The 15,119-nt window shown below is 71.6% G+C and carries 12 protein-coding genes and 1 pseudogene; 8 read left to right on the top strand and 5 right to left on the bottom strand.

The window, feature by feature from the left end; translation table 11 throughout:
- A pseudogene (locus STRAU_RS21160) lies at positions 1-493 on the bottom strand (hypothetical protein); the annotation flags it as partial.
- A 121-nt stretch (positions 494-614) separates the two neighbouring features.
- Between STRAU_RS21160 and STRAU_RS21155 the strand changes: the two are divergent.
- Both STRAU_RS21155 and STRAU_RS21150 read left to right on the top strand, forming a co-directional pair.
- Positions 615-3,470, top strand: a complete 2,856-nt coding sequence (locus tag STRAU_RS21155) for a hypothetical protein (protein ID WP_016642416.1) — start codon at positions 615-617, stop codon at positions 3,468-3,470.
- A gap of 147 nt (positions 3,471-3,617) precedes the next feature.
- On the top strand, positions 3,618-4,307 hold the full coding sequence (locus STRAU_RS21150; RefSeq protein WP_016642415.1) for a S1 family peptidase: 690 nt from the start codon (positions 3,618-3,620) through the stop codon (positions 4,305-4,307).
- Between the two features lie 77 nt (positions 4,308-4,384).
- On the opposite strand, the gene STRAU_RS21145 is transcribed toward STRAU_RS21150, so the two are convergent.
- Positions 4,385-5,896 carry an LVIVD repeat-containing protein gene (locus STRAU_RS21145; RefSeq protein ID WP_016642414.1) on the bottom strand — a complete coding sequence of 504 codons (1,512 nt, stop codon included), beginning with the start codon at positions 5,894-5,896 and terminating at the stop codon, positions 4,385-4,387.
- Between the two features lie 176 nt (positions 5,897-6,072).
- Between STRAU_RS21145 and STRAU_RS21140 the strand changes: the two genes are divergently transcribed.
- On the top strand, positions 6,073-6,828 hold the full coding sequence (locus STRAU_RS21140; protein ID WP_016642413.1) for a DUF305 domain-containing protein: 756 nt from the start codon (positions 6,073-6,075) through the stop codon (positions 6,826-6,828).
- Positions 6,829-7,065: 237 nt separating this feature from the next.
- On the top strand, positions 7,066-7,785 hold the full coding sequence (locus tag STRAU_RS21135; protein ID WP_016642412.1) for a dienelactone hydrolase family protein: 720 nt from the start codon (positions 7,066-7,068) through the stop codon (positions 7,783-7,785).
- A 41-nt stretch (positions 7,786-7,826) separates the two neighbouring features.
- Here STRAU_RS21135 and STRAU_RS21130 read toward each other — a convergent pair whose 3' ends face one another.
- Positions 7,827-11,420: an NB-ARC domain-containing protein gene (locus tag STRAU_RS21130; protein ID WP_078621383.1), complete on the bottom strand. Its 3,594-nt coding sequence runs from the start codon at positions 11,418-11,420 to the stop codon at positions 7,827-7,829.
- A gap of 82 nt (positions 11,421-11,502) precedes the next feature.
- On the opposite strand from STRAU_RS21130, the gene STRAU_RS21125 reads away from it, so the two are divergent.
- The gene (locus STRAU_RS21125; protein WP_037660868.1) at positions 11,503-11,937 is read left to right on the top strand and encodes a VOC family protein; all 435 of its coding nucleotides are present in this window, start codon (positions 11,503-11,505) and stop codon (positions 11,935-11,937) included.
- A gap of 114 nt (positions 11,938-12,051) precedes the next feature.
- On the opposite strand, the gene STRAU_RS21120 is transcribed toward STRAU_RS21125, so the two are convergent.
- Complete coding sequence (locus STRAU_RS21120) at positions 12,052-12,432, bottom strand: winged helix-turn-helix transcriptional regulator (protein ID WP_016642409.1); 381 nt, start codon at positions 12,430-12,432, stop codon at positions 12,052-12,054.
- 104 nt (positions 12,433-12,536) lie between these two features.
- On the opposite strand from STRAU_RS21120, the gene STRAU_RS21115 reads away from it, so the two are divergent.
- Together STRAU_RS21115 and STRAU_RS21110 are read left to right on the top strand one after the other, a co-directional pair.
- Positions 12,537-13,466: an NADP-dependent oxidoreductase gene (locus STRAU_RS21115; RefSeq protein WP_016642408.1), complete on the top strand. Its 930-nt coding sequence runs from the start codon at positions 12,537-12,539 to the stop codon at positions 13,464-13,466.
- Between the two features lie 144 nt (positions 13,467-13,610).
- Positions 13,611-14,135, top strand: coding sequence for a MepB family protein (locus STRAU_RS21110; protein ID WP_016642406.1), 525 nt, complete (start codon positions 13,611-13,613; stop codon positions 14,133-14,135).
- Here the strand turns inward: STRAU_RS21110 and STRAU_RS40435 are convergent.
- On the bottom strand, positions 14,123-14,464 hold the full coding sequence (locus STRAU_RS40435) for an NUDIX domain-containing protein (protein ID WP_310592263.1): 342 nt from the start codon (positions 14,462-14,464) through the stop codon (positions 14,123-14,125). The two genes, STRAU_RS21110 and STRAU_RS40435, sit on opposite strands and share 13 nt — an antisense overlap.
- Positions 14,465-14,691: 227 nt before the next feature.
- Here STRAU_RS40435 and STRAU_RS21105 point away from each other — a divergent pair, with 227 nt between their 5' ends.
- Entirely contained in the window at positions 14,692-15,111 is a 420-nt protein-coding gene (locus STRAU_RS21105) for a pyridoxamine 5'-phosphate oxidase family protein (protein ID WP_016642405.1), read from the top strand.
- Positions 15,112-15,119: the final 8 nt, after the last annotated feature.

Below are 15,119 nucleotides of genomic sequence, written 5' to 3'. Positions count from 1 at the left end.
GGACGATCAGGAGGTGCAGCAGCGCGCCCGCGAGGAGGTCGTCGGCCGGCGTTCCCCACGCGTCGCCGTCTCCGGCGCCGGGCACGGGGATCCCGTGCAGCGGCAGCACGGCGGTGGCCAGGGCGGCGGCCCCGAGGGCGCGCCGCGCGGTGCCGCGTGCGGCCAGCGAGAACAGGGCGACCCACAGCGCGCAGGGCAGCGCGGGCGTCAACGCCGCCTGCGGCAGCAGCCCTTCCGCCACACCGTCGGCGACGAGCGCCACCCCGAAGACCGGCACCGGCGCCGTCCTGCGCCACACCAGCGCGGCGGCGGCCACGGCCACGGCGAGGATGCCGAGCAGTACCTGCCAGAGCGCCCGGCCGTCGGCGTCGGCGCCGGAGGACCTGGTGAGAACCCCCGAGAGCACGAGGCCCAGCAGATGCCCCGTCAGCAGCACGGCGGGCACGACCGCGTCGGCGGCCCCCGGCCCTGCGCGTACCGCTCCCCGTCCCACGCATCGACCCTACCGGCGCCCGTCTCCACCCCTGGGTGGAGGCGACCTGGGCCAGGTGGCCGGGGCCGACTCCCTGCTCGGGCAGGACGCCCGCGCGCCCGCCCCACGGTCTGCTGGAGGCATGAGCATCGACCGACGCACAGCCCTCGCCGGAGGCATCGCCGCGGGGCTCGCCCTGACGGCCACGGCCGCCGCCGCGAGGACGGCGACAACGGCGGCAACGGCCGCGCCAAAGGCGCCCGACAGCGGCTGGGGCGCCTCCGCGATCACCGTGCGGGGCGAGTCCCCGACCCGGAGCACCATCCCCACGGCCAGGGACCCGAGGGCGTCCGGCGGCGCGCTCCTCGCGCTGTCCACCGCCAAGTCCCCGCCACCGCACGGAGGTTGGTACGCCACGTACACCGTCGACGTCCCGGCCGCCGGACCGTACCGGCTGCGGGCGGTCGCGACGGTCCCGGTGGAGCAGCCGCACACCGAGGAGACCGGCTCGTACATCCGGCTCTCGGTCAACGGCGGGACGCCGGAGCCCCTCACCCGCTCGCAGCCCTACTGGTACGAGTCCCCGAAGGCGTGGGGCGACCTGTCCCGGGTCACGCTCGGCGAGTTCGAACTGCGCCGGGGCGCGAACACCCTCACGTTCACCGTCGACGGCCCGACCGTCCTGGACGACTACACCGGCTACCGCTTCGTCCTGGACGAGTTCACGCTCACCCCGGTCCCGGTCGCGCTGCGCTCCGTACGGCTGCGGGGCGCGGCGGACAACCTCGGCCACTACCGCGGCGAGGCCCCGGCGACGCTGGGCTTCGAGCTCAACGCAGCGGCGCCGAGCCCGCTGACGGTGACATACCAGGTCCTCGACTACTTCTCCCGGCAGGTGGCTTCGGGACGCGTGCCGTTCCCCGCGCATGCCCGGGAGGCATCGGTGCCGCTGCCCGTCCTGCCGCCCGGCAGCTTCCGGGCCGTAGCGGCGCTGACCACGGCCCCCGAAGACACGGTCATCGGCTGCTTCGCGCACCTGCCCGCGCGCCGGGCGGTGACCGGCCCGGCCAACCGCTTCGGCGTGAACGTCTTCACGCACGCCCTGGTGCCACCGCCCCTGCTGCCCGCCCTGGCGACGGCGATGAAGGCGATGGGCGTACGCCACGTACGCGACGGAAGTGCCTGGCCCGCCGCTCAGCGCGAGCCGGGCGGGCCGTTCGACAGCAGCCTGCACGACACGGTCGTGGAGATCTTCCAGAAGCGCGGCCTGAAGGTCCTCGAGGTCGTCTCGCCGCCGCCGGAGTGGGCGTTGACGGAGACCTCCGTGCCGCTGCCCGCCGATCTGCGGGACGCCTACCGGTACGCCGCGCACCTGGCCGGGCGCGGCAAGCGGGTCGTGGCGGACGCGTTGCAGCTCTCCAACGAGCCCGACGTGGACGCCACCGCGAGCACCGGCGAGCAGCACGCCGCGTACGTCAAGGCGGCGGCGCTCGGCATCGCCGACCAGCCGGACGCGCCGCCGGTCGTGCTTCCCGGCATCGCCGGGGAGGGCGTGTTCCAGGAGCTGATGCTGCAGAACGACGTGGTGCGGTACGCGGATGTGTGGAGCTTCCACGGCTATCCGCCGCCGGACGACACCGACCCGGAATTCCCGTCGTCGGCGGAGGACCAGGAGGCGCTGCGGGAGCGCTTCGGGGCGGCGATGCCGCTGTGGATGACGGAGTCCGGCGCGTTCCTGCCGGCCGAGCCCGGCACGGATCCGGCGTACGCGACGCAGCGCACCCAGGCGCGCTATCTCGTCCTGTCCACGGTGCAGAGCCTCGCGGCGGGCACGGAGCGGCAGTTCTGGTTCTGCGGTCCGCCGTGCACCGACGAGGGCGTGTCGTTCGCGCTGCTGAGCCGGGACTTCCAGCCGCTGCCCGCGTTCAGCGCGTACGCGGCCCTGACCGGGCTGCTGGGCGAGGCCAACTATGCGGGCCTGCTGCAGGAGTTGCTGCCGCGCGTGGCCGGGTTCGTCTTCGCGGACGGCTCCGGCCGCACGGTGACCGTGGTGTCCGCGGCCGAGCCGCGGGACGTGGACGTGCCGGTGCCGGACGGGGCGACGCGCGTGTACGACATCATGGGTGCCGCGCGCGGCACCCCGGCCCGGTCGGCCCGCGGCACCGTCCGGGTGGCCGCGTCCCGCGACCCGCTCTACCTGGTGACCGACGCGCCACCGCCCCGCCGCCCCGGGCCACCCGCGGGCAACGACCGCGCCCCACGGCGGCGCCTGTCCGCCGCCGAACACATCGTCCTCAGCCAGCGGTACGCGGCCGCCGATGCCGCGCCCAACAAGGAGGACGGGGACGCCGAACCGCCGCTCGGCCACCGCCTGGGCGCCTCCACGCGCATGGCGGTCGACGTCTACAACTTCAACGGCACTCCGCAGACGGTCACGGTGTCCGCGCGGGCCTTCGGCGGCTGGTCCGTGGCGCCACCGCGGGCACGGGTGCGGGTGCCCGCGTGGGGCCGGGTCGCGGCGCGGTTCAGGGTCACCGCGGGCAAGGGCGTGCGGCCCGGGATCGACCTCCCCCTCGTCTTCGAGGCGCGGCTGGACGACACGGCGCGGCCCGGCGACACCACCGGCGACGCGGCCGTACCGCCCTCCGTCGCCCGGATCCAGCGCCGCAGGAGCAGGCCGGGAGGCAAGCCCGGAAAGCAGGTCCCCCTCGCCCCGGTGATCGACAAGGTCGCGCCCAAGGACGGCGCCACCGTCACCGGCCCGGACGTCCCGCTCAGGGCGCGGGTCGCGGACGCGGTCTCGGGCATCGATCCGGCGCGGGTCACCGTCGAGGTGGACGGCGAGCGGATCGCGCTCCGCTTCGACGCGGCCGACGGCGGCCTGGCGGCGACCGCGCGCCTGCTTCCCGGAACGCACACGTTCCTGATCCGCGCGGTCAACCACGCCCATGCTCCGACGACGCGTTCGGTGACGGTGCGGGTACGAACAGCGGAGTGAGGCACCGCGTCGCACAGGGCCCGGGGCGGGCATCGGCGAGGCCCAACTCCCCTCTGTGTAACGGAGGTTGCCCGCATCGTCGCCGTGGCGGCCGGGCTCGGCCACAATGACGGGCGCCCGGCCCCCCCACACCCGACAGGACGCGCTATGAGGCTCCGTACCATCCTGGCCCAGGTCCTCACCGTCGCACTCGCGACGCTCGCCCTCCTCGTGGCCCCCGCCGGGGGCGCGGCCGCCGCGGGGCAGGCGGCGGCAGGCGTGATCCGCGGCGGCGACCTGCTGTACAGCTCCGGAGGCAGCCGCTGCCCGGTGTCCTTCAACGCCGCGAACAGCACCCGGTTCTACGGCATCATGCCCGGGCACTGCGCGAGCGTGGGAAGCCGCTGGTTCGCCGATCCGGGCCTGACCATCCACGTCGGGGTGACGGAGGTGTCGGTCTTCCCCGGGAACGACTACGCCCTCATCCGCTACACCAACCCCGACTACTCGTATCCGAGCGTGGTCGCCGCGGGCAGCCAGTCCATCCGCATCGACCGGGCCGCGCATCCCGCTGTCGGCCAGCGGGTGTGCCAGGCGGGCCGCTCGACGGGCCTGCGCTGCGGCGTCGTGCAGTCGGTGAACAACACCATCAACTTCCCCGAGGGCGTCGTGAACGGCGTCTTCCGCTCGACCCTCTGCGCGGAGCCGGGTGACATGGGCGGCGGCCCGGCGTTCAGCGGGAACACGGCGCTCGGGTTCGGCATCGGGGGCAGCGGCAACTGCAGTTCGGGCGGCACGACGTTCCACCAGCCGGTGGCGCCGGTGCTCGCGGCACACGGCCTGCGCGTCGGCTACTGACCACCACCGCGACAGCGACAGGGGGCCGTCCGGCACCCGCCGGACGGCCCCCTGGTGCTTGCGCACCGCGCGTAAGGTCAGTCGTGCCAGCCGAAGTAGTCCGGCTGCGTCTGCACGTTGAGCTCACGCATGCGCACCTTGTCGGCCGGTGCGGTGCGCTTGTCCTTGAGCTTCAGCACGTCGAAGCCCTTCTCCATGTCGTTCGAGTAGATGTGCCCGTTGTAGTAGTACGCCGACCACGAGCCGCCGCCGACGAGTTCATCGGCGGAGAGCGGACCGCGCTCGAAGTACGCGATCTCCTGGGGCTTGGACGAGTCGGTGAAGTCCCACACGGAGACACCGCCCTGGTACCAGGCTTGGACCATGAGGTCCTTGCCCGGGACGGGGATCAGCGAGCCGTTGTGGGCCACGCAGTTCTCGGTGTTCGCCTGGTGGCGGGGGATCTTGTAGTAGCTCTTGAAGGCGAGTTTGCGCTTGTCACCCCAGCCCTTGAGGTCGTAGATCCCGTTCGCGCCGCGGTTCGGGCCGACCTCGGCGTTGCAGGTGGCGCCGCCGCCACCGCCGAGCTCGTCGGTGAACACGACCTTGTTGGCACGCTGGTTGAAGGTCGCCGAGTGCCAGAACGCGAAGTTCACGTTGTCCTGCACGCGGTCGATGACCTTCGGGCGTTCGGGGTCCTTGATGGAGAACAGGATGCCGTCACCCATGCAGGCGCCCGCCGCCAGGTCCTTGGACGGCAGGACCGTGATGTCGTGGCAGCCGGTGGTCTTGGAGACGCCCGGGTTGGTGGGTCCGCCCGGGTTGCCGCCGCCGTCCGGGCCCTCGCCCGGGAACAGCACGGGGAACCCGACCATCGCGGCCTTGTGCGGGGCCTTGCGCGGCACCTTGATGACGGAGATCCCGTCGTGCGGCGGCTGGCAGTCGGGGAACGCGGCGTTCGGCGCGTACGAGGAGACGTACACGTAGACGTTGCGGCCCTCCGGCACCAGCGTGTGGGTGTGCGAGCCGCAGGCGGTCTCGACGGCGGCGACGTACCGCGGGTTCTTCTTGTCGCTGATGTCGAAGACCTTCATGCCCTCCCAGGACGACTTCTCCGTGGCGGGCTGCGTGGTGCTGGAGCAGGAGCTGTCGCTGCGCGAGGAGTCCGTCGACAGGAACAGCAGGTTTCCGGAGACCGAGATGTCGTTCTGCGATCCGGGGCACAGGACCTGCGAGACGGTCTTCGGCTTCTTCGGGTTGCTGATGTCGAAGATGCGGAAGCCGTCGTAATTGCCGGCGAACGCGTACTTGCCCTGGAAGGCGAGGTCCGAGTTGGTGCCGGGCAGCGCGTCCTTGGGGATGTTGGCGAGGTGCTCGACGTTGTCCGAGTGGACTATCTCGTCCGGCGCGGGGATCTTGCCGTCGGCTATCGCCTCCTTGGTGTCGGCGGCGTCGCTCTTGGACACCTTCTTGGGGGCCTTGGGGGTGTCTCCCGGGTCGGGGGTCGCCCCCGCGGGCGCGGCGGTGAGCAGCGCGGCGAGCAGCCCGGCCGCTGCCGCCGCAACTCCCAGGCGTCTGCGGCGCGTTCGGGGTTCGTTCAACAGGGTCACTGCGTCCTCCCTTGTGGCCGTTCAGAGGCGAACGGTTCACGGACACCCGCAGTATCGTGCTCCTCATGTACAAATCAACAGATGGCAACCCAGTCGTAATGAACATTCCTGATCGCTGACGCTCATCGGCGTGCTAGGAACGGACCCAACTGACCCGCGCGCCACAGGAGGTCGCCGTGCCCCACCGCCGTACGTCCGCCGCCCGTACGTCCGTCGCGCCCGCCGCGTCCGCCGCGTCCGCCGCGTCCGTCAGGCGCGCCTGTGCCGTGACCGGTCTGCTCACGGCAGCCGTCCTCGTGCTCGGAGCCTGCGACTCGGGCTCGTCATCGGGATCGGACAACGGGGCCAAGTCCCCGTCCTCGTCCGGCCCTTCGGTGATCGCCCCGGGCAAACCGGGCGAGACGGCGGCCACCCTGTCCGCCGAGGACGCCGCGAAGAAGAGAACCGACGACGACAGCCCGAACTCCGCCGATTTCGAGTACGTCGAGAAGATGATCCCGCACCATAGCCAGGCCCTGGAGATGACCGAACTCGCCCCGAAGCGGGCGAAGTCCACGAAGGTGAAGCGGCTCGCGGAGCGCATCACCGCCGCCCAGAAGCCGGAGATCGGCGCGATGGAGCGGTGGCAGAAGGCCCACGCCAAGAAGGGGAAGCCGGGGGCGAAGCCCTCGAAGCCCGGGCACGACGGCCACGACGACCACGCGGGGATGCCCGGCATGGCGACCCCGGCCCAGCTCAAGCAGCTGCGCGCGGCCAAGGGCGAGGCATTCGACCAGCTCTTCCTGAAACTGATGATCACCCACCACACCGGCGCGGTGACGATGGCGACCGACGCCCTCTCGCAGGGCAACAACCTGCTGGTCGAGGAGATGGCCAACGACGTGGTGGCGCAGCAGACGAGCGAGATCAACAGGATGCGGGGGATGGGCTGAGGGCGCGGTGCGCCGGGGCCTTGGGCGAGTGGCTCCATGGCGTCCGGCCAAGGAACCCCCGTGAAAACCCGTTGGGCGAACCAGGGCGGCCACGCTAGTCTCCCTGAGGCCGTGCGAGAGAACGAGGAGGTGGTACCCGTGAACGCAGTATCGACATGGGTGCTCCCCTCCGGGGTCACGGTCGGGCGATAGGTCGTCCGGGAGTGCCGCTCGAGAACACTCCCGAAAGGCACGACCATGCGATTCACCTCCGAACAGCGCCTCGACGACGGCGTACTGGAGCGCGAATTCACCCTCGGTGAGATCCCCGGCACCCTGTGGACGCCTGGATCCGCACCGGCTCCGCTGATCCTGATGGCCCACAACAACGGCCTGCCCAAGGCGCAGCCCCGGCTGGTGGCCCGGGCCCGGCAAACCGCGGCGTACGGCTACGCGGTGGCCACCATCGACGCCCTCGGATGCGGTGACCGGCCCCGTTCCGCCGCCGACGAGCAGGCCCGCGCCGAGCTCCGCCGGGCGATGCGGGCCGGGGAGCCGGTCGACGAGATCTTCGAGTCCGTCGTCGGCCCGATGGTCGAAAAGGCGGCCCCGGAATGGCAGACCACCCTGGACGCCCTCCTTGCGCTGCCCGAGATCGGCGGCCCGGTCGGGTACTCGGGGTGGACCGCCCTCGGCATCCGCCTCGCGGTGGTCGAGCCGCGCGTCGCGGCCGCCGGTTTCTTCGCCGGGGGTTACGTGCCCCGCGCCCAGCGCGAGGAGGCCCGCCAGATCACCGTTCCGCTGCTGCTCCTGCTCCAGTGGGACGACGAAGGGAACCCCCGGCAACGGGCCCTGGACCTGTTCGACGCCTTCGGCACCAAGGAGAAGACGCTGCACGCCAATATGGGCGGGCACCTCGGCACCCCGTGGTTCGAGATGGAGGACGGGGGCCGGTTCTACGACCGGCACTTGAAGTGAGGCCGGGCCGTCAGGCCGACACCTGAAGTGAGGCCGGGCCGTCAGGCCGGCAGCAGACGGTAGACGTAGAGGCCGCGGTCGCCGCCGACGGCGAGGCCGCGGCTGTCCGGCCGCCAGCTGCAGGACCGCAGCGGGCCCTCGGTGCGCTGGGCGGCCACCACTTGTCCGCCCCGGCGGTCCCACACCCGTACGGTGGCGTCCTCCCCCGCCGTCGCGATCCAGCGGCCGTCCGGGGAGGCGGCCACCGCGTGCAGGGGGCTGTCGCTGCCGGTGCGCAGGCCCCGGTAGGCCCCGGTCCGCGGGTTCCACAGACGTAAGGTCCCGTCCGCGCCCCCGCCGAACAGCCAGTTGCCGTCCGGCGAGACCGAGAGCGTAAGCACCGCACCGGTCCCGCCGGTCAGCTGGTTCCTCCGGGTGCGGGTGGCCAGGTCCCAGACCGTGACCACCCCGCTGTCTCCGCCACTCGCCAGCCAGGTCGCGTCGGGCGAGACCGCGACCGAGCGCACCCGGCCGTCGCCGGTCAGCACAGCCAGTTGCTCCCCCGATGCGCGGTCGCAGAGCCGCACGTTGCCGTCATGGCCCGCGAGGGCCAGCCAGGAGCCGTCGGGAGCGGCCGCCACCGCGGACACGCGGAAGCCCTGGTCGTTCATACTCGCCTTGACGCACCCGGCGGCGAGGTCCCACACATCGATCTCACGGCGCGAGCTCGGGAAGGCCAGCCAGGTCCCGTCGGGAGCGAAGGCCAGGCGCTGCCCGTCCTGCGGCCCGAACACCTCTTGCCACCCGTAGCTGTCGAGCCTCAGCGAGGTGGCACCGTCCTCCGCCCCGTAGAGCCGCACGGCGGCGGAGCCCTGCGCGGCCACGTGCGACCCGTCCGGTGCGTACGCGACGGCCGCCACGGGCCGGTGCCCGGCGTCGACCGGCGCCACCGGCCGCTCGGTCGGCGTCTCCCACCTCCTCGCCTCGCCGCCGCGGTCGACGGTGACCAACCAGGAGCCGTCCGGGGCGACGACGAGACCGGCGACGGCGCCCGCGTGCCCGGTCAACACCGCACGGCGGCGCCCGCGGGACAGGTTCCACAGGCAGACGGCCCCGTCCTCGTCACCCCAGGCGGCCCACGTGCCGCACGGCGCGACGGCCAGCGCCGTGACGGCGGAGGAGTGGCGGGTCAGGAGCGTGGACGAATCCTCGGACCTCATCATCGTCGACGCGCGGCCGACGAGGTCCCACCGGCGGACGTTGCCCTGGGTGTCCGCGGTGAGCAGGAAGTCCCCACGTGGAGAGAAGGCCGCGGCACACGCGGCAGCCGAGGTGAGGAGAATCTGCGTCGGCACAGTGCGTGAGGCCACATCCCACACGCGAACCCGGTCGCCGGGGCCGGCGGTTGCCAGCCGGCGACCGTCGGGTGCGACAGCCAGGGGTCTCCGCGCCGCCGGGTCCCATGGTGGAAACCGGTGGCCGGTCCCGGCAGGAGGCTCGACCGCGAAGGGCCTGGTGGGCAGGCCCCGGAGCGTCCTGGTGAAGTCGGGCCCTGGGCCCAGGGTGAAGACGGATGTGCCACGGTCCGCGTAAGTGAACCCGCGTCCGTCCGCCGCCGCGCACCAGCTCCCGTCCGGCGCGGTAGCCACGTCCAGTATCTCGTCGAGGGCAGTGAACAGCCTCTCGGTCGGGCCTCCGGCGAGCGGGTCGATACGAAGGACCGATCTGCCGACGCCGACGATCAGCGAACTGCCGTCGGGGCCAGGGGCCATGGCCCTGACCGCCCTTCCCGTACGGTCGCGCTCTCGCGCGAGGACGGCACCTGTCCCGGGATCCTGGATCACCACTTCGCCTCGGGCGTCGCCGGTGGCCACCCACGCTCCGTCCGGCCCGATCGCCACCGACAGCACTGGGTGGGCGAGGACGCGCGAGGGTGCGGCGTCCGGCAGGTCGGGGAGCGGCCAGTGGTTGGCCAGCAGTGGGCGGAGGCCGGGGTGGGCGGCCTGCCGGAGGGCGATCTGCCGGTCCCAGTGCGGGAGTTCGGCCAGGCGGCTGTGCAGGACGGCGGTCAGGATCCGGTCGGACTCCATGGGGGTGAGCAGATGGGCGACGCGGGTGAGGTCGCCGGCCAGGGCGGCCGCGGTGGAGGTCGGGATACGGGCGAGGTCGCTCACGAGGGCGGTGGGGCCGCGCTGATGGAGGCGTGCCTCGACCCAGCGGATGTCGCCCGCGATCAGTTCGGCGCGGCCCGTCTGCCCCGCGGCCAGCAGGTGTTCGATCGTGTGGTCCAGGAGGTAGCCCTCCTGGATCGCGAGCCAGTCGGCGGTGAGAGCGGCGTCCACCAGGACGGCGTTCAGGCGTCGCAGTTCGGCTGCCCCCAACTCCTCGCGCAGGTAGTCCCGGAGGACGTCGTGGAGGGTGATCCGCCCGCCGTTCTCCGGACTGAGGGCAACGAGGGAGAACCGGTCCAGCTGGGCGCACAGGTCTCGCGCCTGGGGCTCGGTGAGGCCGCCCGTTGCCTGCCACAGCTGTACGACGATCGGTACGGGGATGGACTCGTCCTCCACGAACACGGCCAGCTCGGCCAAGCGCCGGGAGCCGCCGTCCGAGAGGAGGGTGGTGCTGGCCTCGATCGTCGCGCGGACGGCGCGGGATCTGCGGGCGGGGTCGTCCAGGTCGAGCGGCTGGGGCGGGGCCTCACCGGCGGCCGGTCCCCCGGTCCGCAGCCCCTCCAAGGCATCCCGGGCGGCTGCCGCCGCGTCGGCTCCGGTGGCGATCTGCCGGGCTATGAGGCGGTTCGTCAGCCGCAGCAGCAGGGCCCATCGTCCGGTGGCCCGCAGCAGACCGGTCACGGTCTCGTCCGGCAGCTCGGGCAGCTCCCAGGTGAGCACCGTTCGGGCCTGCTCGGGGGACATCTCATCCACCCGGAGCCGCTCGGCGCCTTCCGGCAGGATGGCCGGGACCCGCGTGGTCACCAGTCGTACGCAGTTCTTGCCGCCGCGCAGAAAGGGTGCCAGCTGTTCCGGCTCCCAGACGTCGTCCAGCACGATCAGGGTCCGTGGCCGCCGTTCCAGCAGCCGCCCCAGGTGTTCACCGGCCAGTTCAGGATGCTCGAAGGCGGTGGTGTCGCCGGTGATGAAGGCCGTCGTCTCGGCGACCTTGGCCGCGATCGCCGCCCGCCCCCGTACGTCCCGGCCCAGGGTGACCGTGTAGACGCGGCCCCGGAACCGGCGCCGCACTCGCCGGTTCGCGCAGACGAGCGTGGCGAGCGTGGTCTTGCCGAAACCGCCCGCACCCTCCAGAGCGGTGGTGATGCCCACCGCCTCGGCCTTGCGTGCGCAGACGGCGGCCGCGGCCCGGCGGCTCTCCGCGCGGTCCACCACCCAGGCCGGCGCGACGGGCGCGACGGGCGGGGGTGGGTCCTGGGCGGCGGCCGTGGGGCCGCCACTGATCAGAGCCGCGGTCACGGCCAAGGCCACTGCCCCGGCGCCGAGTCCGCCCACCCAGGGCCAGGGGCTTGCCCGGATCGCGTCGAGGACGCCCGGCCAACGGTCGTGCGCGGTCGCGGCATTGGCTGCGAGTGAAGCCAGCACCGCGACTGCCGCGGTCAGCGCCGCCGCCAGACATATGGCCAGCGTCTTCACTGCTCGCCGCATTGCTCACCCCCTGGCGGAGGAGGCTACCTCTTCAGGAACAGCTCTCACGCGAGGTGAAGGCAGTCTCAGGTACGGTGCCCCGATGTCAGCGATCAAGAAGTTCCAAGTCACCTTTGACTGCGCAGAGCCTGAGCGTCTCGCTCGTTTCTGGTGCGAGGTATTGGGGTACGTCGCACCGCCGCCACCGGAGGGGTTCACCACCTGGGACGATTTCAACCGCACCCTGCCTCCTGAGCAGCAGGATTCATGGTTCGCCTGCAGTGACCCCTCAGGCGTGGGCCCGCGCCTGTACTTCCAGCGCGTCCCCGAAGGCAAGATCGTCAAGAATCGGGTGCACCTCGACGTCCGGGTGGGCACCGGGCTCGTGGGCGACGAGCGCCTGGCCGCTCTCGAAGCCGAGTGCGCTCGACTGGTCGCGCTCGGCGCCACCCATGTGCAAACGCTGTATGCCGATGAGGAAAACGAGTCGTGCATCCCGATGCTGGACATCGAGGGCAACGAATTCTGTATCGACTGAGCATGCTCCGAGCCGGGGAGGCGGGGAGCCGCCTCCCCGGGGCCTCCCGACAGCCGCCGTCCGCGATGACCGTGGCCCGGCGGCCGAGGGCGGCCTTCGCACCGGGAAGTTCCCTCAGTCGCCAGGGGCGACCGGCTCGGGACCGGCGCCGAGCGCATCGAGCACTGCGTCGCCGTTCGCCCTCGCCCACTCGGTGAGCACGTGGATCGGATCGATCAGCGTCGCCCCGAGCGGGGTGAGCTCGTACTCGACGCGGGGCGGCACCTCGGCGTAGGCGTGGCGGCGGATGAGTCCGTGCGCCTGGAGCCGTCGGAGCGTCTGGGTGAGCATCTTGCGGGAGATGCCGCCGATCAGCTCGATCAGCTCGCCATGGCGCACCGGGCCCTTGCTGAGGCCGGCGAGCACGACCACCGTCCACTTGTCGGCGATGAGCTCGACCGCCAGACGCGCCGGGCAGTCGGCGAGAAAGAGATCACCGGGGCCGTAACCGCTCATGGCGCCAAAGGTACCTGCGCCGCAGGTACCTGCTGGTTCCTATCGGATTCATAGCCTGGGTTCTCTCCCCCTCCCCTTCCAAAGCCAGGAGAGTCATGCGAGTCATGCGCGTCATCACCCAGGAGACGCTTGGCGGTCCCGAGGTGCTCACCATCGTGGACGCGCCCGAGCCCCGGCCCCTGCCGACCGAGGTTCTCGTCCGCGTCAAGGCGATCGGGCTGAACCCGCTGGAGGCGCGCCTGCGCGCCGGCGAGTTTCCGCTGATCGGCCGGCCGCCGTTCATCCTCGGCTGGGACATCAGCGGCGTGGTCGAACAGGCGCCGGGGACGTGGCGGTTGAGGCCCGGTGACGAGGTGTTCGGGATGCCGCTGTTCCCGCGGGCGGCGAACGGGTACGCCGAGGTCGTGTCGGCGCCGGCGCTGCACCTGGCACGCAAGCCGGCGTCGCTCTCGCACGTCGAGGCGTCGGCGCTGCCGATCGTCGGGCTGACGGCGTGGCAGGGCCTCGTCGACCTCGGCGGCGTGGTGGAGGGCGACCGGGTCCTGGTCCACGGCGGTGGTGGCGGGGTCGGCCACGTCGCGATTCAGATCGCGAAGGCGCTCGGCGCGCACGTGATCGCGACCGCGAGCGGGAGCAAGCAGAAGTTCGTCGAGGGGTTCGGCGCCGACGAGGTGATCGACTACGCGGCGGTCGACTTCACCGAGGCGGTCCGCGACATCGATGTCGTGCTCGACACGATCGGCGGCGACACCGCCGAGCGGTCGCTCGCAGTGCTCCGCCCAGGCGGTCACCTGGTGACGGCGGTGGCCGAGGAGGATTCGGAGCTCATCGCCAAGTACGGGGCGGCCGGTATGCGTTTCAGCGGCATCGCGGTCGACCCCGATCCGGTCGCCCTGCGAGGTCTCGTCGAACTCGTCGAACAGGGCAGGCTCCGGGTCCACGTGCAGGAGACGTTCCCGTTCGAGCGCGTCGCCGACGCGCACCGGCTGCTCGACGGCGGTCACCTCCAGGGCAAGCTCGTGCTCACCGTCTGATCCCGTCGGCGATCTTCGCCGCGTGACTGTGACCGAGGGCTTCAGAGAGGTCACTGAGGCTGTACGCCAGCCCGAGGATCTTGCCGTCCACGCGCACTCGAGGGGCCAAAGCGGTGCGCATGGGCGTGCTGGCAGGATGACGGCATGGTGACGAATCAGCCGTGGACGGGGCTTCACGGTGACCTGCTGGCGGCGAAGGCGTTGGTGTACGACCCGGCCGGTTTCGCCTGCTCGCTGCCGGCGCCTGAACCGGAGAGCGCCGAGTACGCGGCTTGCGGGTTCACGCTCGATGGCCACTCGGTTCGGTTCCGCGTGGCCAAAACCACCCCGACGAAGGCGGGACAGTTCGTCACCGTGTGGCAGCGGTCCGAGGAGGGGCCGATCCGGCCCTTCGACGCCGACGACGGGGTGGACCTCTTCGTCATCAGCAGCCGCGACGACGACGGCTTCGGACAGTTCGTGTTCCCGCGCGAGGTGTTGTGCGGGCGCGACATCGTGTCCCGCAACGGCTCCGGCGGAAAGCGCGGATTCCGCGTCTATCCGCCGTGGGTGACCACGACCAACCGGCAGGCCCGCAGCACCCAGGCATGGCAGGTGAACCACTTCTTCAACCTCGGCCGGGCCGACCCTGCCGACCTGACGCGCGCCCACGCCCTCTACCAGCCATAGGTGCGATCTGGCGCTGGGCGGAGAAGAACAGGGTCGAGCTGCACGTCACGTTCGACTGGCACAGACCGGTCACGGACCGCAGCGGGGTCCAGGCCGGTCTCCTCCGCGAGCTCCCGCCGGGCCGCCATCAGCGGTGTCTCGCCCGGTTCGATACCTCCACCGTGCGGCTCCCAGAGCAATGCCCCGTCAAACGGATCACGCCAGTGGAGAAGAAGCAGGCGCTCGGCGGCATCCAGGCAGATCACCCGCGTGGCGGGCCGGTGCGTCGTCCCCCCGGCTTTGTTCCCTGTCAAGTTCGGCGTGTTGAAGCAGACCGCGCTCGTGGGCACACGGCAAACGGGATATTGGCCGCTATTGTGGATGCCCAATAACGAATCCTTGCCTTGTGTCGATGAGCCTGATTCTCCCCAGGCTAACCTCACGTAATTCCCCGCCTCTCCGCTGCGTCAGGCCGTGTCACGTCCCCGCCGTGCTGCTGTGGTCCTAGGCCGGAGGTCGGTAGGCAAGAGACGCATGGCACCACAAGATTGGCGATGTGACATCTCGTAGCTTCGATGTGGACACGTTCCTGCAGCAGCCGCTCACCGCTCGCCTAGCCACCAATGGGCCCACCGTGCGCCCGGTCTGGTTCTTGTGGGAGGACGGTGCATTCTGGGTGCTGACGGGTCCGTGGACCCGGTTGTTCGACCGGGTGAAGAACGATCCGAAGGTCGCGCTCGTGGTGGATGAATGCGATCTCGTGACGGGACGTGTCCGGCAGGCGATCGCGAGGGGGCGGGCTGAGCTCGTGCCGTTCGACGTGCCGAGAGGGCGACGCAAGCTGGTCCGCTATCTGGGGGTGGATGAGGCTCTCTGGGATGCGCGGTTCGCGGGCTATCTGTATGACAATCCGGATCAACGAGGCACGATGTGGCTGCGTTTGAGGCCCGCCTCGCTCAAGGTCCAGGACCTCAGTTATGCCGTCGTTCCGTCCTGAGACTGATG

Source organism: Streptomyces aurantiacus JA 4570, assembly GCF_000414115.1.
Taxonomy (GTDB): Bacteria; Actinomycetota; Actinomycetes; order Streptomycetales; family Streptomycetaceae; genus Streptomyces; species Streptomyces aurantiacus_A.
This window is presented reverse-complemented; position numbering and strand designations above follow the sequence as displayed.

Bases quoted from the DNA above. Each gene is read 5' to 3' on its own strand.
- STRAU_RS21155 (WP_016642416.1), top strand. From the start codon at position 615: ATGAGCATCGACCGACGCACAGCCCTCGCCGGAGGCATCGCCGCGGGG.
- STRAU_RS21150 (WP_016642415.1), top strand. From the start codon at position 3,618: ATGAGGCTCCGTACCATCCTGGCCCAGGTCCTCACCGTCGCACTCGCG.
- STRAU_RS21135 (WP_016642412.1), top strand. From the start codon at position 7,066: ATGCGATTCACCTCCGAACAGCGCCTCGACGACGGCGTACTGGAGCGC.
- STRAU_RS21130 (WP_078621383.1), bottom strand. From the start codon at position 11,420: ATGCGGCGAGCAGTGAAGACGCTGGCCATATGTCTGGCGGCGGCGCTG.
- STRAU_RS21125 (WP_037660868.1), top strand. From the start codon at position 11,503: ATGTCAGCGATCAAGAAGTTCCAAGTCACCTTTGACTGCGCAGAGCCT.
- STRAU_RS21120 (WP_016642409.1), bottom strand. From the start codon at position 12,432: ATGAGCGGTTACGGCCCCGGTGATCTCTTTCTCGCCGACTGCCCGGCG.
- STRAU_RS21115 (WP_016642408.1), top strand. From the start codon at position 12,537: ATGCGCGTCATCACCCAGGAGACGCTTGGCGGTCCCGAGGTGCTCACC.
- STRAU_RS21110 (WP_016642406.1), top strand. From the start codon at position 13,611: ATGGTGACGAATCAGCCGTGGACGGGGCTTCACGGTGACCTGCTGGCG.